At 40.6% G+C, this 26,393-nt stretch carries 28 protein-coding genes; 22 read left to right on the top strand and 6 right to left on the bottom strand.

Translation table 11 applies throughout. From position 1 onward, the window contains the following. Positions 1–56 precede the first annotated feature (56 nt). The 6 genes from PARC_RS16515 to PARC_RS16485 all read left to right on the top strand — a co-directional run bounded on the left by PARC_RS16515 (position 57) and on the right by PARC_RS16485 (position 9,804). Positions 57–455 carry a DUF3224 domain-containing protein gene (locus PARC_RS16515; RefSeq protein WP_010554932.1) on the top strand — a complete coding sequence of 133 codons (399 nt, stop codon included), beginning with the start codon at positions 57–59 and terminating at the stop codon, positions 453–455. A 208-nt stretch (positions 456–663) separates the two neighbouring features. Next, the gene (locus PARC_RS16505; RefSeq protein WP_010554931.1) at positions 664–1,281 is read left to right on the top strand and encodes a LysE family translocator; all 618 of its coding nucleotides are present in this window, start codon (positions 664–666) and stop codon (positions 1,279–1,281) included. 165 nt (positions 1,282–1,446) lie between these two features. Then, a complete protein-coding gene (locus PARC_RS16500) occupies positions 1,447–4,320 on the top strand; it encodes a TonB-dependent receptor (protein ID WP_010554930.1) in 2,874 nt (957 codons plus the stop codon). A gap of 22 nt (positions 4,321–4,342) precedes the next feature. After that, positions 4,343–8,647 carry an alpha-1,6-glucosidase domain-containing protein gene (locus PARC_RS16495; protein WP_010554929.1) on the top strand — a complete coding sequence of 1,435 codons (4,305 nt, stop codon included), beginning with the start codon at positions 4,343–4,345 and terminating at the stop codon, positions 8,645–8,647. Between the two features lie 173 nt (positions 8,648–8,820). Beyond that, positions 8,821–9,366, top strand: a complete 546-nt coding sequence (locus PARC_RS16490; RefSeq protein WP_010554928.1) for a PH domain-containing protein — start codon at positions 8,821–8,823, stop codon at positions 9,364–9,366. Between the two features lie 42 nt (positions 9,367–9,408). Further along, complete coding sequence (locus tag PARC_RS16485) at positions 9,409–9,804, top strand: DUF1801 domain-containing protein (RefSeq protein ID WP_010554927.1); 396 nt, start codon at positions 9,409–9,411, stop codon at positions 9,802–9,804. Positions 9,805–9,825: 21 nt separating this feature from the next. On the opposite strand, the gene PARC_RS16480 is transcribed toward PARC_RS16485, so the two are convergent. Then, positions 9,826–10,170, bottom strand: coding sequence for a rhodanese-like domain-containing protein (locus PARC_RS16480; RefSeq protein ID WP_002959525.1), 345 nt, complete (start codon positions 10,168–10,170; stop codon positions 9,826–9,828). Positions 10,171–10,455: 285 nt separating this feature from the next. On the opposite strand from PARC_RS16480, the gene PARC_RS16470 reads away from it, so the two are divergent. Then, on the top strand, positions 10,456–10,764 hold the full coding sequence (locus PARC_RS16470; RefSeq protein WP_010554926.1) for an ArsR/SmtB family transcription factor: 309 nt from the start codon (positions 10,456–10,458) through the stop codon (positions 10,762–10,764). Here PARC_RS16470 and PARC_RS16465 read toward each other — a convergent pair. Beyond that, on the bottom strand, positions 10,757–11,434 hold the full coding sequence (locus PARC_RS16465) for a nitroreductase family protein (RefSeq protein WP_010554925.1): 678 nt from the start codon (positions 11,432–11,434) through the stop codon (positions 10,757–10,759). The genes PARC_RS16470 and PARC_RS16465 overlap by 8 nt on opposite strands. Before the next feature lie 187 nt (positions 11,435–11,621). Here PARC_RS16465 and PARC_RS16460 point away from each other — a divergent pair, with 187 nt between their 5' ends. The 4 genes from PARC_RS16460 (at position 11,622) to PARC_RS16445 (ending at position 16,912) form a co-directional block, all read left to right on the top strand. Next, positions 11,622–12,503, top strand: a complete 882-nt coding sequence (locus PARC_RS16460; RefSeq protein ID WP_010554924.1) for an ABC transporter ATP-binding protein — start codon at positions 11,622–11,624, stop codon at positions 12,501–12,503. 9 nt (positions 12,504–12,512) lie between these two features. Next, positions 12,513–16,091: an ABC transporter permease/M1 family aminopeptidase gene (locus PARC_RS16455; RefSeq protein ID WP_010554923.1), complete on the top strand. Its 3,579-nt coding sequence runs from the start codon at positions 12,513–12,515 to the stop codon at positions 16,089–16,091. Between the two features lie 183 nt (positions 16,092–16,274). After that, the gene (locus PARC_RS16450; protein ID WP_010554922.1) at positions 16,275–16,586 is read left to right on the top strand and encodes a Bor family protein; all 312 of its coding nucleotides are present in this window, start codon (positions 16,275–16,277) and stop codon (positions 16,584–16,586) included. Further along, on the top strand, positions 16,583–16,912 hold the full coding sequence (locus PARC_RS16445; RefSeq protein WP_010554921.1) for a Bor/Iss family lipoprotein: 330 nt from the start codon (positions 16,583–16,585) through the stop codon (positions 16,910–16,912). Before PARC_RS16450 ends, PARC_RS16445 begins: the two co-directional genes overlap by 4 nt. A gap of 57 nt (positions 16,913–16,969) precedes the next feature. Here PARC_RS16445 and PARC_RS16440 read toward each other — a convergent pair whose 3' ends face one another. The 4 genes from PARC_RS16440 to PARC_RS16420 all read right to left on the bottom strand — a co-directional run bounded on the left by PARC_RS16440 (position 16,970) and on the right by PARC_RS16420 (position 19,880). Beyond that, positions 16,970–17,650 carry a TorF family putative porin gene (locus PARC_RS16440; protein ID WP_010554920.1) on the bottom strand — a complete coding sequence of 227 codons (681 nt, stop codon included), beginning with the start codon at positions 17,648–17,650 and terminating at the stop codon, positions 16,970–16,972. Positions 17,651–17,927: 277 nt separating this feature from the next. After that, positions 17,928–19,091: a hypothetical protein gene (locus PARC_RS16430; RefSeq protein WP_010554919.1), complete on the bottom strand. Its 1,164-nt coding sequence runs from the start codon at positions 19,089–19,091 to the stop codon at positions 17,928–17,930. A gap of 155 nt (positions 19,092–19,246) precedes the next feature. Then, the gene (locus PARC_RS16425; RefSeq protein ID WP_010554918.1) at positions 19,247–19,447 is read right to left on the bottom strand and encodes a helix-turn-helix transcriptional regulator; all 201 of its coding nucleotides are present in this window, start codon (positions 19,445–19,447) and stop codon (positions 19,247–19,249) included. 61 nt (positions 19,448–19,508) lie between these two features. Continuing rightward, positions 19,509–19,880, bottom strand: coding sequence for a hypothetical protein (locus PARC_RS16420; RefSeq protein WP_010554917.1), 372 nt, complete (start codon positions 19,878–19,880; stop codon positions 19,509–19,511). Positions 19,881–20,115: 235 nt separating this feature from the next. On the opposite strand from PARC_RS16420, the gene PARC_RS16415 reads away from it, so the two are divergent. The 11 genes from PARC_RS16415 (at position 20,116) to rplO (ending at position 26,386) form a co-directional block, all read left to right on the top strand. Further along, positions 20,116–22,086 carry an AsmA family protein gene (locus PARC_RS16415; protein WP_010554916.1) on the top strand — a complete coding sequence of 657 codons (1,971 nt, stop codon included), beginning with the start codon at positions 20,116–20,118 and terminating at the stop codon, positions 22,084–22,086. A 273-nt stretch (positions 22,087–22,359) separates the two neighbouring features. Beyond that, on the top strand, positions 22,360–22,728 hold the full coding sequence (gene rplN / locus PARC_RS16410; protein WP_002959498.1) for a 50S ribosomal protein L14: 369 nt from the start codon (positions 22,360–22,362) through the stop codon (positions 22,726–22,728). Positions 22,729–22,738: 10 nt separating this feature from the next. Further along, on the top strand, positions 22,739–23,053 hold the full coding sequence (rplX, locus tag PARC_RS16405) for a 50S ribosomal protein L24 (protein WP_002959496.1): 315 nt from the start codon (positions 22,739–22,741) through the stop codon (positions 23,051–23,053). 16 nt (positions 23,054–23,069) lie between these two features. After that, on the top strand, positions 23,070–23,609 hold the full coding sequence (gene rplE / locus PARC_RS16400) for a 50S ribosomal protein L5 (RefSeq protein WP_010554915.1): 540 nt from the start codon (positions 23,070–23,072) through the stop codon (positions 23,607–23,609). Positions 23,610–23,619: 10 nt separating this feature from the next. Then, a complete protein-coding gene (gene rpsN, locus PARC_RS16395) occupies positions 23,620–23,925 on the top strand; it encodes a 30S ribosomal protein S14 (RefSeq protein WP_010554914.1) in 306 nt (101 codons plus the stop codon). 21 nt (positions 23,926–23,946) lie between these two features. Next, on the top strand, positions 23,947–24,339 hold the full coding sequence (rpsH, locus tag PARC_RS16390) for a 30S ribosomal protein S8 (protein ID WP_007584660.1): 393 nt from the start codon (positions 23,947–23,949) through the stop codon (positions 24,337–24,339). Between the two features lie 13 nt (positions 24,340–24,352). Beyond that, positions 24,353–24,886 carry a 50S ribosomal protein L6 gene (gene rplF / locus PARC_RS16385; protein WP_010554913.1) on the top strand — a complete coding sequence of 178 codons (534 nt, stop codon included), beginning with the start codon at positions 24,353–24,355 and terminating at the stop codon, positions 24,884–24,886. 9 nt (positions 24,887–24,895) lie between these two features. Next, positions 24,896–25,246, top strand: a complete 351-nt coding sequence (gene rplR, locus PARC_RS16380) for a 50S ribosomal protein L18 (protein WP_002959486.1) — start codon at positions 24,896–24,898, stop codon at positions 25,244–25,246. Positions 25,247–25,255: 9 nt separating this feature from the next. Continuing rightward, on the top strand, positions 25,256–25,762 hold the full coding sequence (rpsE, locus tag PARC_RS16375; protein WP_002959485.1) for a 30S ribosomal protein S5: 507 nt from the start codon (positions 25,256–25,258) through the stop codon (positions 25,760–25,762). Positions 25,763–25,764: 2 nt separating this feature from the next. Then, positions 25,765–25,947 (top strand): 50S ribosomal protein L30, encoded by a 183-nt coding sequence (gene rpmD / locus PARC_RS16370; protein ID WP_002959482.1) that lies wholly within the window; start codon positions 25,765–25,767, stop codon positions 25,945–25,947. Positions 25,948–25,951: 4 nt separating this feature from the next. Further along, positions 25,952–26,386, top strand: coding sequence for a 50S ribosomal protein L15 (gene rplO, locus PARC_RS16365; protein WP_002959480.1), 435 nt, complete (start codon positions 25,952–25,954; stop codon positions 26,384–26,386). The last annotated feature ends 7 nt before the right edge of the window (positions 26,387–26,393 follow it).

Here is a 26,393-nt window from a genome sequence, read left to right as displayed (position 1 = left end):
ATGGCATCATCGGATTAAAAATCAATAGTATTAAATATCATCAATAAGGAATTGTTATGACAACAAAAATAATAAGTGGTGAATTTACAGTGGCTTTAGCGCCAATTGAAGGTTACGCCAAAGGGCAGCAAGGTATTAACTTGGGGCGTATGTCGATTGATAAAACATTTACTGGTGCGCTTAATGCTACAAGCCAAGGCGAGATGCTTAGCGCAATGACGCCAACCCAAGACAGTGCGGGTTACGTGGCAATAGAGCAAGTGATAGGTGAGCTTGAAGGTAAGCAGGGTAGTTTTGTACTGCAACACTTTGGCACTATGAATAAAGGCCAAGACAACCTTATTTTAAATGTTATTCCTGATTCAGGCACCTATGAGCTAAAAGGGTTAACGGGCAGTATGAAAATACGTATTGAGCAGGGCATTCACTATTACGACTTTGACTACCGCTTATAAAATGGATAACAAACAATGCAGAAAATAGTAGAATTTAAAAGGCGTGGTTTTTTAGTAACGGCATTGATGTAGATGCTTTGAATGAGCGCATATACCACTTAAATCAAGAAGGTTGGAAAGTAATAAGTATAAATACCGCGACTGCTTTTCAAGGCCAAATAACGGCCTATATATTATTAATAGAAAACGATGAACTATAAGGACAAAAATGACATTAGCAGCATGGTTTAGTTTAGTACTTGTATGCATGATGGGTGCAATGTCGCCAGGCCCAAGCCTTGCAGTTGTACTAAAGCATACAATGAGTGGCGGAATGAAAAACGGTATGCTTGCTGCACTTAGCCATGGCGTAGGTGTTGGGCTTTATGCGGCAGCTTCGTTACTTGGTTTGGGGACATTGATGGTTCAGTTTCCAACGGTATACCAAGTACTTGTATATTTAGGCGCTGGGTATTTAGCTTATTTAGGTTTAAAAATACTATTAGCAAAACCCAATAATGACGAACTGCAAGTACAAAAAAGTGAGATAAGCGCAACTAAAGCGTTGCAAGATGGATTCGCCATTGCGTTTTTAAACCCTAAATTGGCAATTTTCTTTTTAGCGTTGTTTTCGCAGTTTATAGACCCGCAAAATCTCACTTTAAGCATTGGCATTATTATGTGCTTAACCGTGTTTGTAATTGATACAGGTTGGTATTTACTAGTTGCAGTACTTACTGAGGTTTCAAAAAATCGCTTTGGTTTTACTAAGCAGAACCCGTGGCTTGATAAAATACTGGGGGTTGTGTTTATTGCTCTTGCTATAAAAGTGGTGCTTAGCCTTTAAATAGCGTTCCAAATGCAGGTGTATGTACGCGCATACACCTGTAGCCTAACCCTCATGCCCTGCATACGTATTCATCACATTAATTTTACCTTTTAGTTACAATTTGTTGGTTGTGTTTTGAACAACACAGCACACCTGACAACAATAACTCAAAGGCTCACACACATGGACAAGTTTAAACTAAGTGCACTTATGCTGGCTTTATTTGCCGCAAATAGTGCATTGGCTGCAAACGAAGACTCAACAAATCAATCACCCAGCACACAAGCTGAAGATTTAGAAATTATTGAAGTGCGAGGCTTTAGTCGTAGTTTAATTCAATCTTTAAATCAAAAGCGTTTTAGCGATACGGTGTCAGAACAAATTTCTGCCGATGATTTAGGGGCATTGCCTGATATTTCAATGGCCGATGCGCTTACACGATTACCAGGCATTTCAGCAGTAAGAACGGGCGGACAAGCGGCACAAATTAATATACGTGGGCTTTCGGGCGGGTTTGTATTTTCAACACTTAATGGCCGCGAGCAAGTATCTACAAGTGGCAGCCGCAGTATTGAGTTTGACCAATATCCGTCAGAATTAATTAGCTCTGCGGCGGTATACAAATCGCCAAAGGCATCGCTTATTGAAGGCGGCGTGGCCGGTACGGTAGAGCTTGAAACCGCCAGCCCACTCAATAACGACCAAACACATAAATTTGTAGCTAATGTGCGCGGTATGTATAACGACCGCGCCTCAGAGGTATCGGATGCCACTGAATTTGGCGACCGAATTAGTTTTTCGTATCAAGGCAAATACCTAGACGACACATTAGGCGTAGCGCTTGGTTATGCGCGTTTGTTTCAGCCAAGTGTGGCAACACAATTTATTGGCCTTGCATACAACGACACAAAAGACGTTGATGGCGCAGCTAACGACACCAATGGCCCTATAGCTAACCCTGAGAACGAATACATTAGCGAAGGCTTTGAGCTACAGCATTTAGGCGGCGAAGAAACCCGTAATGGTTACTTAGCAGCCATAGAGTGGGCGCCGGTAGATAACTTTAAATTAAAAGGTGATGCGTTTTTATCGCGCTTTGATAAAGAGTCATTTGCCCGTGGTCTGAGGGTTAAATTAGGCGGGCCAACAGCTGCATATGCTAACGCTCAGCTCGATGGTAATGCCGTAATAGGCGCAGCGGTTAACCGCACTTCGCAAAGCTATACCCGCGTTGAAATAGTTAACGACGACAACCAAGACTTTGACGAAGTAGATAGTTTTGGCGTTAATGCCGATTGGCAGGTAACCGATAGATTAAGCGTAAATGCCGATGTGTCGCTTTCTCGCGCAAAAAGTAATTTTAGAAATGGCTTACTGTGGAGCTTAGTAGCAGAAGATGCCAATGCAGAAACGCCAGTATTTGATAACAACGTAGCAATTAACTATCAATTAAATGGCTTAAATTTACCTGACGTTGGGTTTAATCAGGCGGCCGCCTTTAGCGATATAGACCGTGTAATGGTCAGCAAGTATGGTATTTACCCAGATCAAACAGAAGATGAAGTAACGGCATTTAAGCTCGATTTTAAATACGAGCTAGAAAGCGACATATTTAGGTCCGTAGAGTTTGGTGCGCGCTACTCAGATAGAGAGTACAGCCGTAAACGCTCGGTATTTGAGTATGGTAACGACGGGGCGTTTTCAGCAACGCAACCGCCTTTGCGTTTAACCGACGATATGGCCTCTGTGGTTGACTGGCAGGGCGAGTTTAGTTATTTCCCATCGTATTTAGCCATTGATTTAGACAAAGCGCTCAATACGTGGTTTCCAGATGGCACGCCCGAGCCTGTACAAATGTGGGGTAATGCCGATGGCGTAGACGACGCGCAAGGATACACAACTAACTATTCGTGGACAGTGCTACAAAGCGGCTCGGTGTTTGAAGATGTGCTAGCTGCGTACGTTATGGTAAACATTAACACGCAAATAGGGGGGCTCGACCTATCGGGTAATGTGGGTGTGCGCCGCGTTGAAACCGACCAATCAGCAACGGTACTAGAGAACGTCGCAGGCGATGCGCGCTTAGGTGCGCAAAATATTGTTGATGAGAACGGCATTGTAAATGATTTATACGCACCTAATGTATTAGGCACTAAATACACCGACTACTTACCATCATTAAATTTAAACCTGCAACTTAACGATAATTCACTTGTGCGCTTTGCAGCGGCTAAAGTAATGTCGCGTGCGCCAATTAACCGCTTAGCGGGCGATGCCAGTGCAAACGTAAGTGACGATGGTGTTATTAATGGCTCAAGTACTAATAACCCATTTTTAAAACCCTTTTATGCCGACCAATACGACTTATCTTACGAATATTATTTTGAAGAAGGCAACGGCACTATCGCAGCAGCGTTATTTTATAAAAATATAGACTCGTTTGTTGAAACCTTATCAATCGAAAACTTCGACTTTAAAGGTAATGGCTTTAACGTACCTGATTTTATAGAAGACCCAGTTAGTGGCGAGCAAGTTGCGACAACTAACGGTATTTACACCACGGCAGTTAATAATGGTGAAGGTGGCTATATTAGAGGGCTAGAGCTTGCTTATACGCAAGTGTTTACCTTTTTACCTGAGCCATTTAATGGTTTAGGCGCTAACGCAAGTTACTCATACACCGAAAGTGAAATTGAATCGATTACCAGCTTAGGGGGCGACACATTAGCGCAATCTTTACCTGGGCTATCTAATAACGTGTTTAATGCCACGGTTTTTTACTCAATGGATGATTTTGAAACCCGTCTTAATGTCCGCTACCGCGATGAATTTGTTTCAGAGCAGGTTGCCATTAACGAGCAAGTGGTTAATTTTGATGCTGAAACCGTAGTCGACTTTCAAACCTCTTATCGCTTTAGCGACTCGCTAACAATGCTTTTGCAAGTTAATAACTTAACCGATGAACCAACCCAAAGTTACTTTGGCTCAGAGCAACGAACAGGGACGACTCAGTACTTTGGTCGTCAGTTCTACCTTGGTTTTACATACAGTCATTAATTAGCAAACGGAGCGTTTAAAAATGAAAATTATAACTATGTCTAAATATTTGCTAATAACGTTAGCGTTAATGCTATTAGCAGCGTGTGGTGGAACAGGTGATGTTGAACCTGGTGAACCATTACTTACCTGTAATGTGCCACAAGTCCCTAATGAAGCGGGGTCACAATGTGTCGATCCCGAACCTATATCGTGCCCGGCACCTACAGTACCTGATGAAAATAACGAAAGTTGCGTGGTTGGCGCCGACCCAACCCTGCCAGACCCTGTTGTATTTGCAGGGGAGGGAGAGGCGGTTTTATTTTATAACCGCTTAGCCGATGACAATTACGAAGGCTACCGATTACATTCGTGGAATAACGATGTGTGTGCTGCTTATGCACCACCATTTGATACCAGTGATTGGGCTAACGGCCATGAATACGATGGTATTGATCCAAACTACGGTGCGTACTGGATAATTAACCTTAAAGAGGGTTATAACGAATGTGCCAATTTTATTATTCATATTGGTACAGAAGGGTCAGGTAAGGCGTTTGGTGATGTGGATTTAACCATGCCGCTGATGCAAGACGATGAAACCTTTCAGCGTATGAACTTTACCATTCATGGCGAGCCTTCGGTGTTTGAATACCCTATATTAAGTTTAGGCGAACGCGCAGTTGCTATAACAGGTGCTTCAGCGCATTGGATTGATTTAAATACTATTTTGTATAAACCAAGTAACGAGCTTACAAGCCTAATTAAGTTACATTCATCAGCTACGGCTGAGCTTGAAGTGGATATTGATACTGGTTTAAACGGCGATACTGTTACGCTGCAATCAAGCAATATAACTGATGAGCAGGCTGCAAAAGTACCGCATTTAACCACCTGGAACGCATACGAAGGAAGTTGGGATACAAGCACGGCTAAAACGCTTATTAAATCGCAGCTTGTTATTGCAGGTTACGATAGTGAAGGTAAGCTTCTAGAAGCAAGCTATGTTCAAACCGCTAAAGCACTCGATGCCCTTTATACGCAAGGCGAAGACGATGCTAATGAAGCTGTGCTGGGTGTAAATTATGACAATAACGCGATTGATGTAACTGTTTGGGCACCCACCGCTAATAACATGATGCTAAACGTGTTTGATGATGCAAAAACACAAGTGCACTCTACGCCAATGACATTAAATACACAGACAGGTATTTGGCAAGCAAGTTTAGATATGCAATACGACCGCCACTACTACCGCTTTAATTTTGATGTTTACCACCCACTGACTCAGCAAATAGAGTCGCTTTGGAGCACTGACCCTTACTCACTAAATGTATCTACCAATGGTTTATACAGCCAGTTGATTAATTTAGCCGATGAAGACACTAAACCCGAAGGGTGGGATACACGCCTTATTCCTACGGTAGAAAATCCAGAAGATGCGATTATTTACGAGGGCCATGTACGTGACTTTAGTGCACGCGATAACAGCGTAACAGAGGCTAACCGCGGTAAGTACCTTGCGTTTACTGAGCTAAATAGTGCTCCTATGCAGCACTTACAAACTTTGGCTCAAAATGGCTTAACGCATTTTCATTTATTACCTATTACTGATATTGGAACCATAGATGAAGACGTAAGTAAGCGTGTAGATATTAGCGATACGCTAGGAGATTTATGTGAGCAAATCAACGATGAAGCCGATGCTTGTAAAACCCAAGATAAAAACAGCACCATTATTGATTTAATGGGCGGTTATTTACCAGGCTCAGATGACGCACAAGCACTTGCTAATGCTATGCGCAGCTTAGATAGCTTTAACTGGGGTTACGATCCGCATTACTTTATTGCGCCTGAAGGCTCGTACGCCTCAAGCCCAGAGGGAATTGCCCGCGTTAAAGAAACCCGCGCTATGGTGCAATCACTGCAATCTATTGGTCTGCGCGTAGTGCTTGATGTGGTTTATAACCATACAACATCGTCGGGTATTTGGGATAAGTCGGTATTTGATAAACTAGTGCCGGGTTACTATCACCGTTATAACGAAGTCAGTGGTGAAATAGAGCGCTCAACGTGTTGTGAAAATACAGCCACAGAGCATGTAATGATGGATAAGTTTGTTAGTGATTCATTAGTTATTTTGGCGCGTGAATTTGGCTATGACAGCTTTAGATTTGATGTAATGGGGCACATGCCAAAATCGTCAATTCTTGCAGCACGTGATGCAGTGCAAGCTGTTGATGAAGATAACTACTTTTATGGCGAAGGTTGGGACTTTGGTGAGGTGGCAAATAACCGCTTATTTGTGCAAGCCAAACAAGCCGATATGGCCGGTAGCGAAGTAGGTACCTTTAACGACCGTATTCGTGAAGCCGTTCGCGGCGGCGCATTATTTAGTAATAGCTCAACGGATGGTAATTTAGCAGAGCAAGATACTTTACGTTTGTCGCTTGCGGGTAATTTACAAAACTACATTTTAAAAGACTTTAAAGGTAACTCAGCAAAGGGTAATAGCTTTACTTGGAATACTCAGCCAACGGCGTATGCACTAGACCCTGCCGATAGCATTCATTACGTATCTAAACACGATAACGAAACACTCTGGGATCAGCTGCAATATAAACACAGCGCTAACATGAGTATTGAGCAGCGCGTTCGTGCTCATAATATGGCGTTAGCACTCCCTCTTATGAGCCAAGGTATTCCATTTATGCAAATGGGCGCCGACTTGCTGCGTTCAAAATCGATGGATCGTAACAGCTACGACTCGGGCGACTGGTTTAACTTTGTTGATTTTACCCAAGATACCAATAACTGGAATATTGGCTTGCCACCCGCGCAAGACAACGAAGTGAAATGGCAAGAAATTATGCCTATTTCTGCTAATACCCAAGCGGCTGCACAGCCACAAGATATTACCTTTGCACATGATGTATTTAACGAGTTTTTACAAATACGTAGTAGCAGCCCACTCTTTAGATTAACCACAGAGCAAGATGTTATTGAGCGGGTGGGTTTTCATAACGTAGGTAAAGCGCAGCAACATGGCTTAATTGTAATGAGCATTGATGATGGCGAAGGGCTAACAGACTTAGACCCTGCATTTGACGCGCTTGTTGTCGTGATTAACGCAACCGAGCAAACCCTTAGCCATACTATTGCCACCGCAGCGGATTTTGAATTACACGATTTATTAAAAAACAGTGTTGATGCAAGTATGGCTAGCGCCAATTTTGCCGCAGGCGATAACGAAGGCACATTTACTGTACCGCCTTACACATTAGCTGTTTTTACTAAAAGCCAAGGTGAGAGCCAAGGTGCAGGTTTAAGTGCGAATGCAACCGTAGGCGCGCCTGATGTAGTACCTTATGGCAGCACCGCTGTGTTTGTGCGCGGTAGTTTAAACGACTGGGGCACACGCGATGCATTTGAATATATTAGCGAAGGTGAATACCGTATAGCAATTGCGCTGAGCGCTGGCGATTACGAATTTAAAATTGCCTCAGAAGATTGGTCTACAGTTGATTTTGGCGCGCTTACTGACGCTGATAAAGATGTAGTTGAAAACCAAAGCGAGGCATTAACACGCTCAGGTGCAAACATGACATTCAGCGCTGCTATTGATGCAACCTATGTATTTTCACTTGATGCTTCAAACCCTGAAAATCCAACGCTTACTTTATACAACGAAGAGCCATTTATAGGCACTGCTATTTATGTGCGCGGTACGCTTAATGACTGGGGAGTAACCGATGAGTTAAGTTATAAAAACAAAGGTATTTACACCTTTACTAAAACACTGAGTGCTGCAAGCTATGAATTTAAAATAGCGTCAGAAGATTGGAGCACGGTTGATTATGGCTCGGCTGAGGGGGATGCCAGTGTAATGGTTGGCACCGCTGAGCAGTTGTCGGTTGCGGGCGCGAATATGACCATCGACATTGCAGAAGAAGGTGAATACCAGTTTATATTTGACGCCAGTGACTTAAATAACGTATCGCTAAAAGTGCTCAACGCTGAAATGTTTGCACAAACGACAGTGTTTATTCGTGGCAGCTTAAATGACTGGAGTACTGATAACCCGCTGATGTACGAGGGTGATGCAATTTACTCTACATCAATAGAGTTAGAAGCGGGTGACTACGAATTTAAAGTAGCATCTGAAGATTGGAGTACCGTTGATTACGGTGGAGCAGGCGATACGCCGGTAGTGGCAATTGATGAACTAACACCACTTGAAGCCGTAGGTGCCAATATAGCACTAAATATTACCGAACAAGGTACTTACACGTTTAATGTAATAGGCCCAGATAGAGAAAATGTAAGCATACTTATTAATAAGCAGTAGCAGTTTATTTTCCCAAACCTAAGCCGAGCATAGCCCTGTATGCTCGGCTTTTTTGTATGTACATAAGTGTGTGAAAGTATATTTGAATGCTAATTATAAATGTTTGGACTAAATTGCATTCAATATTAGATTGGCGTACTTTTATAAATCCCCAACCATACAAAAGAAAGCTAATGAGTAACTTAACCTTAAAAAGTGCTAATTTTGATCCTAAAGTAAAACAATACTGGATGGTTACTGCCTCGCTATTTGCAATGTTGGCTCTTGTTACTATACCGCTTATACCTATTATTTTACTTATTGTATGGCTGGTGGGCGGACGAATACTCGCAGCTATGTCAGCTGACTTATTACCACAAAAATTGGTAGTTAAACGTGGCATATTATTTAAAGAAGAAAAATCTATTCCGCTTGAAAAAATAACAGATGTAGGGTTAAGCCAAGGGCCGCTCATGCGAATCTTTGGATTATATCGTTTAAGCTTTGAAACAGCAGGGCAGTCAGGAAATGGTGCTTTAGTGTCTTTGCTTGGTGTAGTTAATGCGAGTGAGTTTAGAGAGGCGATACTTGAGCAAAAAGATGTATTGGCAAACCAAGGTAAAGCGTCGCAGCAGGCAACAGAGCAAAGTGAGAAAGAGCTACTGAGAGCACTTACTTATAGCGTTAAAAATATTGAGCAGATGCTACTTGTTTTACTTGATGAAAAACAACAAAAGTAATTTACCTTTAAGTATAGGTAGAGCGCTTATAAGGATGTTTATATGAATACGGAAATAAAAAATATATTTAATAATCATCCTGAGGCAGCTAAAAGTACGCTTATACAATTACGAGAGTTAATTTATACCGTAGCACAAGAGCAGAACTTAGGAGCTGTTGAAGAGTCTTTAAAGTGGGGAGAGCCAAGTTATAACACAATAAATGGTAGCCCCATCCGCGTAGGCTTTAAGGGCTCATCGTGTTATTTGTTTTTTCATTGCCAATCAAAGCTAGTAAGCACATTTAGAGAGTTGTACTCTCATAATCTTACCTTTGAAGGAAATAGAGCAATAGTGTTAAATAGTGAAAAGCCATTACCAGAACACCCACTTAAAGCGTGTATTAAATTAGCACTGACTTATCACAGCGTTAAACACCTACCTTTGTTAGGCGCATAATTATAAGTACTTAGTAGATACTTAAAATACGCTACATATTTGGTTTGCGTCACAGGTAATAACAGTCACGTTTTCATAACCCACACGCGTTAATGCTTCTGCTCCCAACGTTGCGCGTGCACCACTTGCGCAGTGCACGTAAATAGGGCGAGCTGCGTCTTTTTCTATTTCCATCAGCTTCATCTCGAGTAATCCACGCGGAATATTTATAGCGCCAGTAGCTGCTTTTGTAGCGTGCTCTGCAGGTTCTCGTACATCAATAAGTAAACCTTTATTTTGTTCAAGTTCGAGTTTCGCTTGCGCTGCGTCAATACGGCGTTGGTTAGGTGTGATAATTTTTAGTAAGTCAGGGATTGATGTAAGCATTAGTTTGTAAATCCTCTTGTTCTAAAAAAGGTATTAATGTGCACCACTTGGTATAAGTAGGTTGAATTAAGTTAATACCTATAAATAACGTTAAAAACTGAAAGTTACTTTATACAAAGTAACTTAATAGCGCGGATACTGCCACAGCACTTCCGCCGATTAATAAAACGGCATCGTTAATTTTGTGATTGCCTTAATATTAGTAAGGTCTAATGTTAATTATATTAGAACCTACTAATGTAAAAGTCTATACTTAAAAAGGTATCAAAAAGAGAAACAATAAAAATGAATATTGAACAACTAGCTGTCAACGCAGAGCAAGCCGAACAGTTTTTAAAATTAATGGCTAACAAAAATCGCTTAATGATTTTATGTAGTTTATTACAAGGTGAGCAAAGTGTAGGTGAGCTAAATAAAAATGTACCTTTAGCACAGTCAGCGTTATCTCAGCATTTAGCAAGTTTACGCAAGGCAGATATGGTTGCTACTCGCAGAGAAGGGCACACTATTTATTACTCGTTGACCGACCCAAAAGTTGAGTCGATCATTGCTTTACTATATGAGTGGTTTTGCCGACAAGAAAATACTAAATAAACGTAGCTATTTCATCGAGTGATTTTTTATCCAGTGCATGAGTAGGTATTGTTGCATCATCACTTGGGTAGCCTGCAATAAGTAGCATGTATGGGCGTTCATTATCTCTATCGCGACCACATATGTCGGTTAAAAAGCTCATTGGCTTTGGAGTATGAGTAAGGGTTGCCAAACCACTGCGGTGCAAAGCTTGAATTAAAAAGCCGGTAGCTAACCCAACCGATTCGTGCACATAGTAATTGGTATTTTTATCATCGGTGCTTACGCCGCCCTTTTTTTGACTAAATACAGCTATAAGCCAAGGTGCATGCTCTAAATAAGGTTTATTGGCGTCGGTCCCTAACGGTTTTAGCGCATCTAACCATTCTTCACCTGCTCGTCCTTCGTAAAAAGATCGCTCTAATTTTTCGGCGGCTTCTCTTATTTGTTTTTTTACATCACTGCTGTTTATAGCCACAAAATGCCAAGGCTGATGATTCGCTCCACTAGGTGCTGTACCTGCTGCCTTTATACATGTCTCAATAATATTTTTTGGTACTGGGCGATCGCTAAAGCTGCGAATGCTATGGCGGCGTTGGCTGGTTTGTAAAAACTCGTTAGCACGATTTAGCATTTCTTCATGTGGATATTCTATAAAGTCGTTTAATGGTTGGCTTTGGTGATCTTGCATGGCTTTTCGCTTCTTATAAAAAGTATATGTGGTTTTTATACCGAGTGAATACAGTGCAGGCAAGTGTTATGAGTTTAAATTATGTTTATTTGTTGTTACAAATTTGACTAACAAGTAACTTATGTTCCTGTTTTTCTTGTGATATAAAACATTATAAAAATAATTACTCATATTCAAGGAAGTAAAAATGCTATCAATAACTGGGTTATCTAAAACCTACGATAACGGCGTACATGCACTACAAGATGTTGATTTATCTATCGGTAAAGGGATGTTTGGATTGCTTGGGCCAAATGGCGCAGGTAAATCATCGCTTATGCGTACCATTGCAACGCTGCAGTCGGCTGATTCAGGTTCAATTACTTTTGATGGCATTGATGTATTTAAAGACCCACAGGCACTGCGCCAACGCTTAGGTTACTTACCACAAGATTTTGGTGTGTACCCGCGTGTTAGTGCTTACGACTTACTGGACCATATGGCTGTTTTAAAGGGTATTCATAATAAAGCAGAGCGTAAAGAGTCGGTTGAAGGATTACTTGCGCACACTAATTTATATCAACATCGCTCAAAAGCGGTCAGTGGCTTTTCGGGCGGTATGCGCCAGCGTTTTGGTATTGCACAGGCATTACTGGGTGACCCTGATTTACTAATAGTTGATGAGCCAACAGCGGGGCTAGATCCTGAGGAGCGTAATCGTTTTCATAACTTATTAGTAAGCTTAGGTGAGCAAAAAGTAGTTATATTATCGACCCACATCGTTGAAGATGTAGCAGAGCTTTGCCCAAACATGGCGGTGTTGGCTGGCGGTAAGATTTTACTAGAAGGTAACCCAATAGCGCTTACCGATAAGCTCCAAGGCCAAATTTGGCGCAAAGCCATGAGCCAAGAAGAAGCGCAAGAACTTGAGCCACAATTACCGGTTATTTCTAAGCGCCTATTTGCAGGGAAAACAATTTTACATGTAATAGCAGAGCAAGCCCCACAAGGGTTTGAAGCAAGTAATGCAAATTTAGAAGATGTGTATTTTTCTACTCTGCTTAATCATCGTAACAGCCAAGTAGCATAAGGAGGCGTTATGTTTTTTAATATGCTCGCGTTTGAGCTGCGTTATTTCGCGCGTCAGCCTTCGTTTTATGTGACCTCATTAATCTTCTTTTTTATGGCGTTTTTTATAAGCTCTAGTAGTAAGTTCCCGTTAGGTGGGGCGAATGTTCATATGAACTCGCCTTTCTCTATTATGCTTTTAACCGTTACATTTTGTACACTCGCTATGTTTTTAGTGGTTAACTTTGTTGCCAGCTCTGCTATTCGCAACAGTGAAAGCAAAATGGATGAGCTGGTTTTTAGTAAGCCTGTTAATCCTGTGCCTTATCAAGCAGGGCGTTTTTTTGGTTCTTACTTAGTTGTACTTATTGTATTTTTAAGCGTGCCATTGGGTGTGTTTTTAGGGTCGCAATTTGGTTTATTAGTTGGCTGGCTCGATGGCGAATTGATTGGTCCTAATAAGCTAATGTACTACGCTGCGCCTTATCTTTATTTAGCAGTGCCAAGTTTACTGGTGCTTTCGGCTATTTTTAATAGTGTAGCGGTCTATTTTAAAACCATGATGTCGGTGTATGTAGCAGCTGTTGTGATTTTTATAGCCTATCAAATTGCCGGCGTTTACTTTGATGATTTAGCATTTAGAAATATTGTTGTTTACGCCGACCCATTTGGCTCTGGTTCGTTAATTGATTTAACACGTTATTGGACTGTAAATGATAAAAACACAGAAGTGCTAACGCTCACAGGTGACCTTTTAGTTAACCGTATATTGTGGGTGGCAATCAGTGTTGCAATGTTTTTTGGCCTTGGAAAGCTAAGCAATCGCATAGTAACTAAAAAACAGAAGAAGCAATTTAAAGTCTCTGCTTTTGTACAAAATAAACAAGCTGCACTTATCAATAGTGCTAAAAATTATAAATCAGCGGGGGTTAGTACTAAATCTCAGCTAATAATGCGCAGTATATTCGAACTTAAACAAGTTATATTTAGCGCGCCATTTATGATTTTAGCGGGTGTAAGCATTGTAACGCTTATGATTCCTTTGTTTGCGCCTATTGGTGCTTATGGCACTACTAACTGGCCTTTAACTCAGAATATGGTCAATATTATTAGTGGTATTTCCGGTTTATTTTTGTTTGTTATTATCGCTTTTTATAGTGCTGAGCTTGTATGGCGAGAGCGACAAAGTGGCATGGGCGATATTGTTGACAGCTTTCCGGTGCATAATAGTGTTTTTTGGGTGTCAAAAATACTGGCTTTAATCGCCGCTATTTCTGGGTTGTTTCTAGTGGGAATGATACTCACAATTACAGTTCAGTTATTTAAAGGTCAATTTAATTTAGAGCTAGGACAGTATTTATTTAGGATTGTTTATTTATCGATTTTACCGTTGATTATGCTGACGGTACTTGCCTTCTTTTTGCAGATTATTAGCCCGAATAAATATGTAGGAATGGGTTTGTTTATTTTGTATTACATAGCGCAAAAAGTGATGGGTTCTTATGGGTTTGAGCACCATATGTATCATTTTTCTCAAAGCAGTAGTGTACCGTATTCTGATATAAATGGTTATGGGCACTTTTTACAAGGCGCGCATTGGTACACATTATATTGGGGCGCGTTAAGCCTTGTTTTAGCGATTGTTGGGTTTGCGTTGTGGCATCGTGGTCCTTCACAAACGCTGCGCACACGCCTGTCTATGCTTCGTTATAATATGTCGTTAAAAGGGCAAGCGATTGCGGTTATTAGTGCATTAGTGTTTGTTGGTGCAGGCTACAATATTTATAACAACACAAGAGTTTTGAACGAGTTTACTACGAGCGATGAGTTTCAAGACAAGCAAATAAGTTATGAGCAGCAGTTTGCACAATACAAAGATTTAGCACTACCTATGGTGACCGATGTTGACTTAACTGTTGATATTTATCCAAAAAAGCGTGCTTTAAGTGCTGTGGCAAAAATTAAATTTACTAATACCTCTAACGAGCCAATTACGCGAGTGTTAATAAGCTCACCTCAACACGCTAAAAGTTGGGATGTAGCCATGGCAGGCGGTAAGATAGTTGAAAAATTACCAGCGCTTTATTCAGCATGGTTTGAGTTTGATCAACCGCTTATGCCAAACGAAATAAGAGAAGGGCAACTGTCGGTTACTCGCGATCACAAAGGCTTTACTGATCAAGGTTCTGATACACAATTAGTTGCCAATGGCACTTTTATTAATAACTTGGAACTCCTCCCTAGCTTTGGTTATAGCCGTGGTTTACAGGTAGCTGATAAATTTGAACGCCGTAAGCATGATTTACCAGAACTTGAACGTGCCCATAAGCTAGAAGACAGTCAGTACTATACACAAAGTAATTTTGGTGCAGCTAATGGGTTTATTAACTTTAAGGCAACGGTAACAACCGACGAGTCGCAATTTGCTATTACCCCAGGGTATTTACAAAGTGAAAGTGTAAAAGACGGGCGCCGCACTTTTGTTTATGAAATGGATGCGCCTATTTTAAACTTTTATGCGGTGCTTTCGGCAGAGCTTGAAAGTAAAAAGGTTGAGCATAATGGGGTAAATATTGAGGTGTATTACCACAAAAATCATGCATGGAATATTGACCGTATGATTGAGTCAGTACAAGACTCGATAGATTACTTTACACAAGCATTTGGGCCGTATCAGCATAAACAGCTACGTATAATTGAATTTCCTAAGTATCGCTCGTTTGCACAAAGTTTTGCCAATACAGTCCCTTACTCAGAAAGCATGGGGTTTATTACAGACTTAAGAGATGAGAGTAAAGTTGACTACCCTTACTATGTTACCGCACATGAAGTAGCGCACCAGTGGTGGGGGCATCAAGTATCGGCGGCTAATGTAGAGGGCAGTGCCGTTATGTCAGAAACGCTTTCACAATACAGTGCGCTAATGGTGCTAAGAAAACGCTTTGGCGCAGAGAAGCTACGTAAGTTTTTAAAATATGAGCTTGATAGGTACTTAATAGGGCGTACAGGGGAAGCCTTTGAAGAAATGCCACTATATAAAACACAGTCGCAACAATATCTTCATTACAATAAAGGATCAGTTGCGATGATGGCGATTTATGATCGTTTAGGTGAAAAACGTTTAAACAATGCACTCAAAGCATTTTTAAATGAATTTCAGTACCAGTCAACGCCATACCCAACTACGCTTGATTTACTTAGCTATTTAAAACAAGACGCAACGCAAGCTGAACAAAGCTTTATTGATGATCAGTTTAAATATATAACGCTTTATGAGCTTGAAATGAAAGAAGTGTCGGTTACCGATGATGTTGATAGCGAAGGTTTTTATACTGTAACACTTAGCGTAGAAGCCGTTAAACAGCGTGCGGATGGCCAAGGTGAAGAAACTGAACAGCCGCTCGATGAGCTAGTTGATATTGCATTGTTTAGCGACGACCCTGAAAACTTACTAGCTGAAGACTTTGTTATTTACTCGAAAAAGCATCAAATAGTATCTGGTACCAATACTATTGAGCTTAAAGTAAAAGAAAAACCATTATTTGCGGGGGTAGATCCTTACATTAAGCTGGTCGACAAAGACAGTAAAAATAATTTAGCTAAATTCTAACGTCTATTTATTTACTAACCACTTAAGTTGACTACTTTAAGGGCCGCATTTATGCGGCCTTTATGTGTAATAAACTGTATAAAACTTCATAGCGTTTCTACATATTCCCCACAGCTTTTTACGCTAATATTTTATGTTCTCTTATAAAGTTACCTTACTGGTATTTAGTTTATAAGGAAGAGTATGAAACCATTAATTATAGGGGCGATAGCATTAAGCCTCAGTGCTTGTTCTGCGGTAACCATTCAGCCACAGGCAACAGCAAAAATAACGAGCCAAGCTAATTTCGAAGATAGCCGCCCATTTTATTTATGGGGATTAGTGGGTGAGCAGCGGGTAGACGTAAAACAAATATGTGCAAATACACCGGTTATTCAAATGCAGTCACAACAAACGTTTAGTGATGGAGCGCTGAGTTTAATTACGCTTGGAATATACTCGCCCCATACCATTAAAGTGTGGTGCCAAGAGCAAATACTAGGGGAGACATTATGAGCATCAAGCTATTTGCAGCCGGTTGCACACTGATTATTTTAACGGGGTGTACAAATATTTACTTTGATAACGGTATACAGAGCAAAGTAAGCAATAAAACGCTAAAAAGCTCACAGTGGCATCATAATTTTGCACTTGCGTTGTACGAGGGATCAGAGCCGTTAGATTTAACAACACATTGCCCACAAGGTGAATGGCAAAGCGTTCATACGTATAAATCGTTTGCTAATGGTTTAGCTGAGGTGGTTGTGAATCAAATCGGCCCAGCTTGGTACCCTAAAACAGTCGAAGTACAATGTAATAAGGTACCATTTAAAGCTAAATAGCTATAAAACAAGAAAAGGGCCAAAAGGCCCTTCGTGTTGCAGCAAGTAACACATTTTTTATAAAGTAAAGTCTACAGCGTAGCCTACATATACTTTAATATCATCGATATCTGTATCAGATAATCCAAAAGTAAAACCATCTTTTGAAATTGATACGCCGTAATCAAGAATATTACTATCGCCAATAAAGTCACCTGAATAATGACCTATATGCAGTGCCATTTCAGTGCCGTTACTACCAATCGGAAAGGCGTAATCGGCGTTAAGATATAATGAATCACCAAAGTCAGTATCATCACCGCTAGCATCTGTTGTTGCTAGAATTGAAGCACCAAACGTAAAGCTTTCAATGCTGAGACTACCGTAAATTTCAGAGAAATCTGCGTCTGCTTCAGAGGCTGCGTCTGGGTAAGCGTAATAAATATAACCAACATCGTAGCTAACACTTTCGTTAATGTCGCCACCAAAGCCTGCATATAAGTCAAGTTCATAGGTCATTTCATCTGCCCACGATGCATTTGAAGCCCAAGTACCTGCATAAAAGCCCGATTCATTGGCGTAATCAATACCGCCTGAAATAGCTGCATCGCCCCCAGTTTGCTCTTGACCACGCCATAAGTAGTTTGATGTTGCCGCTGCATTAGCAGTTACTTCAGCATGTACGGCTGTTGACGTTAAAGATGTTGCGCCCATTAATGCTATAGCACTGATAGCGATGGTTTTTTTTAGTTTTAGCATGTCCATTTCCCGTTATATGATTTTTGCTCGCCAAGGTTTTTATTATGTAATCGGAACCTTTAGGCTGACGGCTTTTTATTGTTTAACTAACGGGATAATTGCACTGTATGTGCCAGCTTCATTATTTTTTATTAAAAATTATTTTTTATTTATTAAAAACATGAGCTTGAATTTTATGAATAGGATGGGGATATAACATGAAGGAAGATGTTGCGCACATTGCTGGTGCATAAATTAACCTAGCCGCACCATAAAAGTACGGCTAAATTAGAAGATTTTAACCGAATATAGTGCGCATAAGGCTAATTGTTTCGTTTACGCTGCGACCTTTTTGTACTTCACTCACAATTGAATCACGTTTACTGCGAATATGCTCAGGAATATCGTCAGCAGCAAGTGCACGGTCTACTAGAATTTCTGCAGACTCTTTACCTCTACGCTGAGTTTTACCTGTTGTAGTTGTAGTACGTTTAGGCTTGGTTAGCAGTTTAATGTAGTTAGAGTTATCTGGTGTTTTAGCATCAGCGTAGTGAAAGAAACATGGAATTAATGCTTTAATAGCAACCAATTGTTCTTCTAACTCATTACTAGGTTTAGCCATTTTGTACCATGACATAGCTTGAATACCTTTTACGATATCTTGCCAGTAACGCTCAAAATCACTATTTTTAAGTTTAGAAACACCAAGGGCACCACATAATGCATCTAATCGATTATTTGTAATCGGAGTAAATAAATCAGGGCGACGCATTGCAAGCAGTCGTGTTGCAGGCGCAAGTGTTGGTTTTTCGTTGTTGTCGGTGAATATTTTTGAATAAGCAACAACAAATTGTTGATATTCGTATTGAGTAATATCACCTTCAAGTGGAATATTCACTAGTGCATCGTCAAAAGCACCTGGTAAATCACCAAGCATTTGATGGAAGCTCTTTGCACTTTTTGTAGATGCAAACCATTCAACGTCAAAGTTGTATGTGCTTGGATCAAGTGATGCCATGTGCTTACCGCTAAACGCAAGTAAGTCTTCAGGAATCATATCTTTAAGAGACTGTTCACGAATGCTTTTGATGTAGTCTACCAAACGAAGCTGTTCATCAAGTGCAATAACGTCTTTGTGTTGTTCTACAAATACACTTACAACAGGCCACGGAGCAATACGTAAAGTTTTAACCTGTAAAAAGCTGATAGCTGAAATAAGCTGATCGTGTAGCTTCTTAAGTACTGGTAACTGCTGTGGCTCTAGCAAATCGTAGTTCATACGATCTCTGCTTGCACTTAGCAATTCGTAACACCAAGGTAAAAAATCATCAGGGTGGTTTTCTACTTTCACGGCCATAAGGTTAAGGCTTAACTCTGAAGATTGCTTCAGAATGTTCTGATAGATTTGATTTTCTTGTTCGCCTAGCGTCATTTTTGACGGTGAAATTAGCAGTTTTTTCATGCCTTGTAGAATCTCCGGTTTAGATATATATTTTTTTGCTGGTCTATTTTAGCGCAATTACGCTAATAACAACAGCGCTGTCCTCCATACGTTGTAATTGAAGTGACTAAATCGGTATTTTTGCTAATAAAATGAGACTAATGCTTTAACATGTATCAATCATTTTCATCCAGTACAAAGAGGCTTTCAACTGAGGTATTAAAATGCTTTGCTATTTTTAGAGCAATTATTACCGACGGCGTAAACCGGTTTGTTTCTACGGTACTTATTGTTTTGCGCGACACGTTAATAGCATCAGCAAGTTCTTGCTGTGAAAGCCCGGCCTCTTTACGAAATTTTGCTATGTTATTTTGCACTTTGACTCCTAATCACGGCTTTGCCAAAGGGTTGATATTCCATATACTAAGAGCATAATACCTAAGTAAAATATTGCCATATTTGCATGCGAAACCTCGCTAGGTATTGAATCGTTATTATACAAAACACCAAGAAGGCAAACCCCAAATGCACAACTTGTATGTTTATAGGATTAATGTCAATGGTGTTTAGAAACTCATCTTTATAAGCGTATTTAAAATACATTTTTAGCGGAAAGCCTGCTTTAATCATAAAAATAGCGGTTACAACCATATAAAATAAAACGCTCATTCCAACAATTATCATCCCTTCTATATTATGGTTAGTTAGTGAGTAAACACTGAGAAGTAAACAAACTACGCCAGCGCTTATACAAAACCGTATATTATGTCTCATAAATTGTTCTTCTGTTTTTATATCTTGTTGTTTCATAGTAATCATCCTGTAATTGTATTGAGTATTTTTTGTAACCTCTAGGTATCAATGCAACCTAGAGGTATCGATGGCGCAATATTTATTTGTAACCTAAAGGTATCAAAATGTTTCAGGAAAGATTCATATAGAACAGGTAAAGTAGTTTTAGTGGCTTTTTTACATCAACTACAATGATTTTAAGGCTAACACTCGCTATGATAAGAACATTATTTGCACGTTTGAAAGGACGATCATGAAAACCTTACTTAAAATTGTAGGTGTAATACTTTTACTATGTATAGCACTAATTGTTGCCGCACCGTTTTTAATCCCTACTGATACTATTTTTAATAAAGTGTCGCAGCAGGTAGAACAAACAACTGGGCGCACTCTTACTATTAAAGGTGATAAAATACTTAGCGTATTCCCTGCATTAAAGTTAGAACTTAACGACGTGCATTTTGCAAATATGGAATCAGGTTCGCGCGCCGATATGGCGAGTATGAAACAGCTTGCTGTACATATACCTTGGTTTTCATTATTTGGTGGTGAGTTTAAATTAGATAAGTTTGTTATAAACGAACCAAATATCCTATTAGAAACTGACAAAAATGGTAAAGCTAATTGGCAGTTGTTTGATGCAGTTGCAGAGCAACCTAAAGAGCAAAGCCAATCAGGTGAAGCGATAAAGCTTCCAGATAACTTTGATATTGAGTTAGGTGAGGTTGCTATTTATGGCGGCACATTTACTTATCTAGATGGTCTAACAGGTGCTAAGCAGCAAATTAGTGATTTAGAACTCGCTATTTTACTTCCATCACTTCGTAAAACATTAGAAGTAAAAGGGGGTATTACTTATATGCAGGAGCGTTTTGAGCTTGATATAAAATTAGATACTCCTGCTAAAGCAATTGAAGGTGCTATTTTTAATGTTAAACAAACCTTAGATTCTCGTTTAGTTGATCTAACGTTCGAAGGGAGCATCGCTGGGCAAGGCCAAGATATTAAAGGTCAGTTATCACTAAGCGGTGAGTCTGTTAAAAGTATTGCAAAATGGCAAGGTGTAGAGTTAGACGCTAAAGACAATGCTTTTAACGCATTTAGTGTAAACGGTAAAATGCACCTAGCAGGTGAGAAATTTAATTTAGAAGATTTAGTTGCGACGTTAGACGCATTGGAAATAAAAGGTAAGAGCGAGCTTAACCTAGGTAAGCGTTTAGCTGTAAATGCTGAAATTGATTTAGGTATGCTTGATTTAAACCCGTACCTACCTGAAGCAGTAGCAAAACAAGAAGAGCCAGTAGAGCAAAATGATAAACCTGCAGAGCCAATAGTATGGGATGACACTAAAATTGATCTAAGTGCGTTAAATTCACTAGATGCGAATGTAGTTATTCGTTCAAGTGGATTAAAAGCTAACGATATTAAGTTGGGCGCCAATCAATTTACTGTTGCTTTAAAAAATAGCGTTGCAAAACTAAGCCTAGATAGCTTTTCTGCTTATGAAGGGTCAGGTAAAGGCGTTATCAATGTAAACGCACAACAAGTGCCTTATAAAATATCAACTAACTTTGACTTAGCTGGTATAGATGCACAGCCTTTATTAACTGATGCGGCAGGTTTTGACAAGCTAATGGGTAAGGGGTCTTTAAATTGGAACCTAAACACAACTGGCCAAAGTCAAAAGTCGTTTATTGGTGCGCTTAACGGAAAACTTGGATTTGAGTTTGCTGATGGAGCCGTAAAAGGTGCGAATATAGCTGAGATGGTTCGTAAAGGTAAGGAACTCATTTCAGGAAACTTTGGTGCTGCGTCTGAAGGGCTGGATACTGGGTTTGAAGAATCAGAGCAAACAGATTTCTCTGCACTAACTGGAAGTTTTAACTTTACTAATGGTGTTGGTAAAAATACTGATTTATCACTTATTAGTCCACTCGTTAGAATATCAGGTGAAGGCGATGTTGATTTACCACAAACAACAGTTAATTACCGTTTGGTTACAGGCATAGTTGGATCAATCGAAGGACAGGGAACCACTGATGACAGCACTGGTTTTAAAATACCACTACGTATAAAAGGGCCTTTCCACGATGTTGGTATAAAGCTCGATGTGGGTAATGCGCTTAAAGATGAAGCTAAGCAGAAGGTTGATGAGGCAAAAGAAAAAGCCAAAGACAAAGCAAAGGATAAGATTAAAGATAAATTAAAAGGTTTATTCGGTTAATCATCTATAGTTAAAACAAACAAGGCACTTATATAGTGCCTTGTTTGTTTTGTAACCATCTGTAAAATAGCTACATAGCCGTAATTACTCAACTTTAATAACCATACGCTCTAAATTAATTAAAAAATAACCTATCACTACCCCCTCAATGCTGGTACAATTGCCCGCCCTTAAGAGACAACTCGTTTGTTTTTTGATTGGGATTTAATCGAAATGTCTGATTTTTAAACGAATTTTAGACACGTTGTAATTACTACACCGGAGGTCATTAACATGATCCAAATGCAAACTCAGCTGGAAGTTGCTGATAACAGCGGCGCTCGCAAAGTGCAGTGTATAAAAGTCCTTGGTGGTTCACACCGTCGCTACGCAGCGATTGGCGACATCATTAAAGTTTCTGTAAAAGAAGCTATTCCTCGCGGTAAAGTGAAGAAAGGTGATGTTAAAAACGCGGTAGTTGTGCGTACCAGAAAAGGTGTTCGCCGTCCAGATGGTTCTTTGATCCGTTTTGACAGCAACGCGGCTGTTATCTTAAATGATAACTTGCAGCCAATTGGTACACGTATTTTCGGCCCTGTGACTCGCGAACTTCGTAATGATAAGTTCATGAAAATCGTTTCACTAGCCCCAGAAGTACTGTAAGGAGCCAATCATGGCAGCAAAAATACGTCGTGATGACGAAGTAATCGTACTAGCAGGTAAAGACAAAGGTAAGCGCGGAAAAGTGCTTTCAGTTGTTACTGAATCTGGTCGAATCTTTGTCGAAGGCATAAACTTGATCAAGAAACACCAAAAGCCGGTTCCACAATTGAACCAAGCTGGCGGCATTGTTGAGAAAGAAGCATCTATGGATGCATCAAACGTTGCGATCTTCAACTCGGAAACGAGTAAAGCTGATCGTGTAGGTTTCAAGATTGAAGATGGTAAGAAATTACGTATCTTTAAATCTACTGGTAAAACTATCTAATAGTTGGAGTAGAATGATGGCGAAACTGCATGAAGTATATAAAGACAAAGTAGTTGCGGAACTTCAAGAGAAGTTTGGTTTCAGCTCTGTCATGCAAGTCCCTCAGATCGAAAAGATCACATTGAATATGGGCGTGGGCGAAGCCCTAGCTGACAAGAAGATTTTAGATAACGCAGTAGCGGATCTAGCAGCAATCTCTGGTCAGAAACCTCTAATCACTAAAGCACGCAAATCTGTTGCTGGCTTCAAAGTGCGTGAAGGTTACCCGATTGGTTGTAAAGTAACCCTACGCGGCGAGCGTATGTGGGACTTTTTTGAGCGTTTGGTATCAATCGCTATCCCACGTATTCGTGACTTCCGTGGCGTAAGTGCTAAGTCTTTTGATGGACGTGGCAACTACAGCATGGGCGTACGTGAACAAATCATCTTCCCAGAAATCGATTACGATAAAGTAGACCGTGTACGCGGTATGGATATTACTATCACTACTTCTGCGAAATCTGATGAGGAAGGCCGTGCGTTGTTAGAAGCGTTTAACTTCCCATTTAAGAAATAAGGGTAGGGTTATGGCAAAGAATTCTATGAAAGCGCGCGAAGCAAAGCGCACAAAACTAGTTGCTCAGTTCGCTGAAAAGCGCGCGGCACTAAAAGCTATCATCAGTGATGTTAATACATCTGAAGATGATCGTTGGGACGCGGTACTTAAGCTACAAGCTTTACCTCGTGATTCTAGCCCTGCACGTCAACGTAATCGTTGTAACATTACGGGCCGCCCACATGGTTTCCTTCGCAAATTCGGCATGAGCCGTATTAAAGTTCGCGAAGCAGCTATGCGCGGTGAAATTCCTGGCCTTAAAAAGGCTAGCTGGTAATAGAATCATGGGAGTAAGACTATGAGCTTGCAAGATCCTATCGCGGATTTGTTTACACGAATTCGTAACGGTCAATCAGCGAAGAAAGTATCTGTAACGATGCCAACTTCAAAGCTGAAAGTAGCATTAGCTAAAGTACTAAAAGACGAAGGTTATATCGTAGATTTCGCCGTTAACGGTGAAACTAAACCTGAGCTTTCTATCGAGTTGAAGTACTTCGAAGGCAAAGCTGTAATTGAAAATATCCAGCGTGTAAGTCGCCCTGGTCTACGTATCTATAAGAAACGTGACCAATTACCTAAGGTAATGGGTGGTCTTGGTATCGCTATCGTATCAACTTCTAAAGGCCTAATGACAGACCGCACAGCACGTAGTGCTGGTGTTGGTGGTGAAATCATTGGTTTTGTAGCTTAATCGGAGGGGAACTATGTCTCGCATAGCAAAGGCACCAATTACTGTTCCTGCCGGTGTAGAAGTTACATTAAAAGGCCAGGAAATCACAGTTAAAGGCAAAAACGGTGAACTTACTCGTACTATCAACAACGCTGTTGAAATACAAGTTAATGACAACGTTATTACTACTTTACCTCGTGATGGCGTAGCTAATGCATGGGCTCAAGCAGGTACTGCTCGCGCTCTAATCAACAACATGGTTGTTGGTACGCATGAAGGTTACGAGAAGAAACTTCAGTTAGTAGGCGTGGGTTACCGTGCTGCAGCTAAGGGTAAAACATTAGATTTAACTCTTGGCTTCTCACACCCAGTTAATTTCGCAGTTCCTGAAGGAATTACGATTGAAACTCCAAGCCAAACAGAAGTTCTAGTTAAGGGCGTAGATAAGCAGTTAGTTGGTCAAACAGCTGCTAACATTCGTGCATACCGTAAACCTGAGCCTTATAAAGGTAAGGGTGTTCGTTATTCAGATGAGAATGTACGCCGTAAAGAGGCTAAGAAGAAGTAAGGTAAGACGATGGATAAAAAAACAGCTCGTCTACGTCGTGCTAAACGCACTCGTAGAAATTATATTGAACAAGGCACAACGCGTCTTGTTATCCACCGCACGCCACGTCACATATACGCTCAAGTAGTAAATGCTGAGGGTAATGTACTGGCTGCTGCTTCTACTGTTGAAAAGGCTATTAGCGAAACAGTTAAAGGCACCGGTAACGTTGAAGCTGCGCAAGCAGTTGGCAAAGCGGTTGCTGAACGTGCGGCTGACAAAGGCATCGAAAAGATTGCTTTTGATCGCAGTGGCTTTAAATATCACGGCCGTGTGAAGGCGCTAGCTGATGCTGCGCGTGAAGCCGGTTTGCAATTCTAGGAGTAGACTATGGCTAACGTAGAAGCAAAGCAACAACAGCCTGATCTAGCTGAAAAGCTAATCGCGGTGAACCGTGTGTCTAAAGTAGTTAAAGGTGGTCGTATCTTTAGCTTTACTGCACTAACTGTAGTTGGTGATGGCGCAGGTAAAGTAGGTTTCGGTTATGGTAAAGCACGTGAAGTTCCAGCTGCTATTCAAAAAGCAATGGAAAAAGCACGTCGTAACATGATCAACGTAGACCTAAATGGCAACACATTACAGCATCCTGTTAAGGGACGTCATGCTGGCTCACTAGTGTTCATGAAACCAGCATCTGAAGGTACTGGTATCATTGCAGGTGGTGCTATGCGTGCAGTACTAGAAGTTACTGGTGTGCAGAACGTACTTTCTAAATGTTACGGTTCTACTAACCCGATCAACGTGGTACGTGCAACGATTTCGGCTCTTGAGAATATGAATTCTCCACAGTCAATCGCTGCTAAACGTGGCCTTCGCGTAGACGAAATACTGGGGTAACCATGGCAAATCAAACTGTAAAAGTAACACAAGTAAAAAGCTCTATCGGTCGTTTACCGAAACATAAAGCTACATTACGCGGTCTTGGTTTACGTCGTATCAACCACACTGTTGAGTTAGAAGACACAGCATGTGTACGTGGTATGATAAACAAGGTTTCTTACATGGTTAAGGTAGAGGGTTAATTCGATGCATTTGAATACACTTTCACCTGCTGCAGGTTCAAAAACTGCTCCAAAACGTGTTGGTCGTGGTATCGGTTCTGGTCTAGGTAAGACTGGCGGCCGTGGTCACAAAGGTCAAAAATCACGTTCTGGCGGCAAAGTACGCGTTGGTTTTGAAGGCGGTCAAATGCCTATGCAACGTCGTCTACCTAAATTTGGTTTTACTTCTCGCAAATCTTTAGTATCTGCAGAAATAAACCTTTTTGAAATCGCTAAAGTAGAAGGCGATGTGGTAGACCTAAGCGCGTTACAAGCAGCTGGTCTAGTTAAAAAGAACGTTCTTTTCGTTAAAGTTGTTAAATCTGGCGAAGTTTCACGCGCTGTTACCGTTAAAGGCCTTAAAGCCTCTAAAGGTGCTCGCGAAGCTATTGAAGCTGCCGGAGGCAAGGTAGAAGACTAAGGAAGTA

The sequence above is a fragment of the Pseudoalteromonas arctica A 37-1-2 genome, from assembly GCF_000238395.3.
Lineage (GTDB): Bacteria > Pseudomonadota > Gammaproteobacteria > Enterobacterales > Alteromonadaceae > Pseudoalteromonas > Pseudoalteromonas arctica.
Note: the sequence above shows the minus strand (reverse complement) of the source record. Positions and strands in the feature narration are given on the sequence as shown.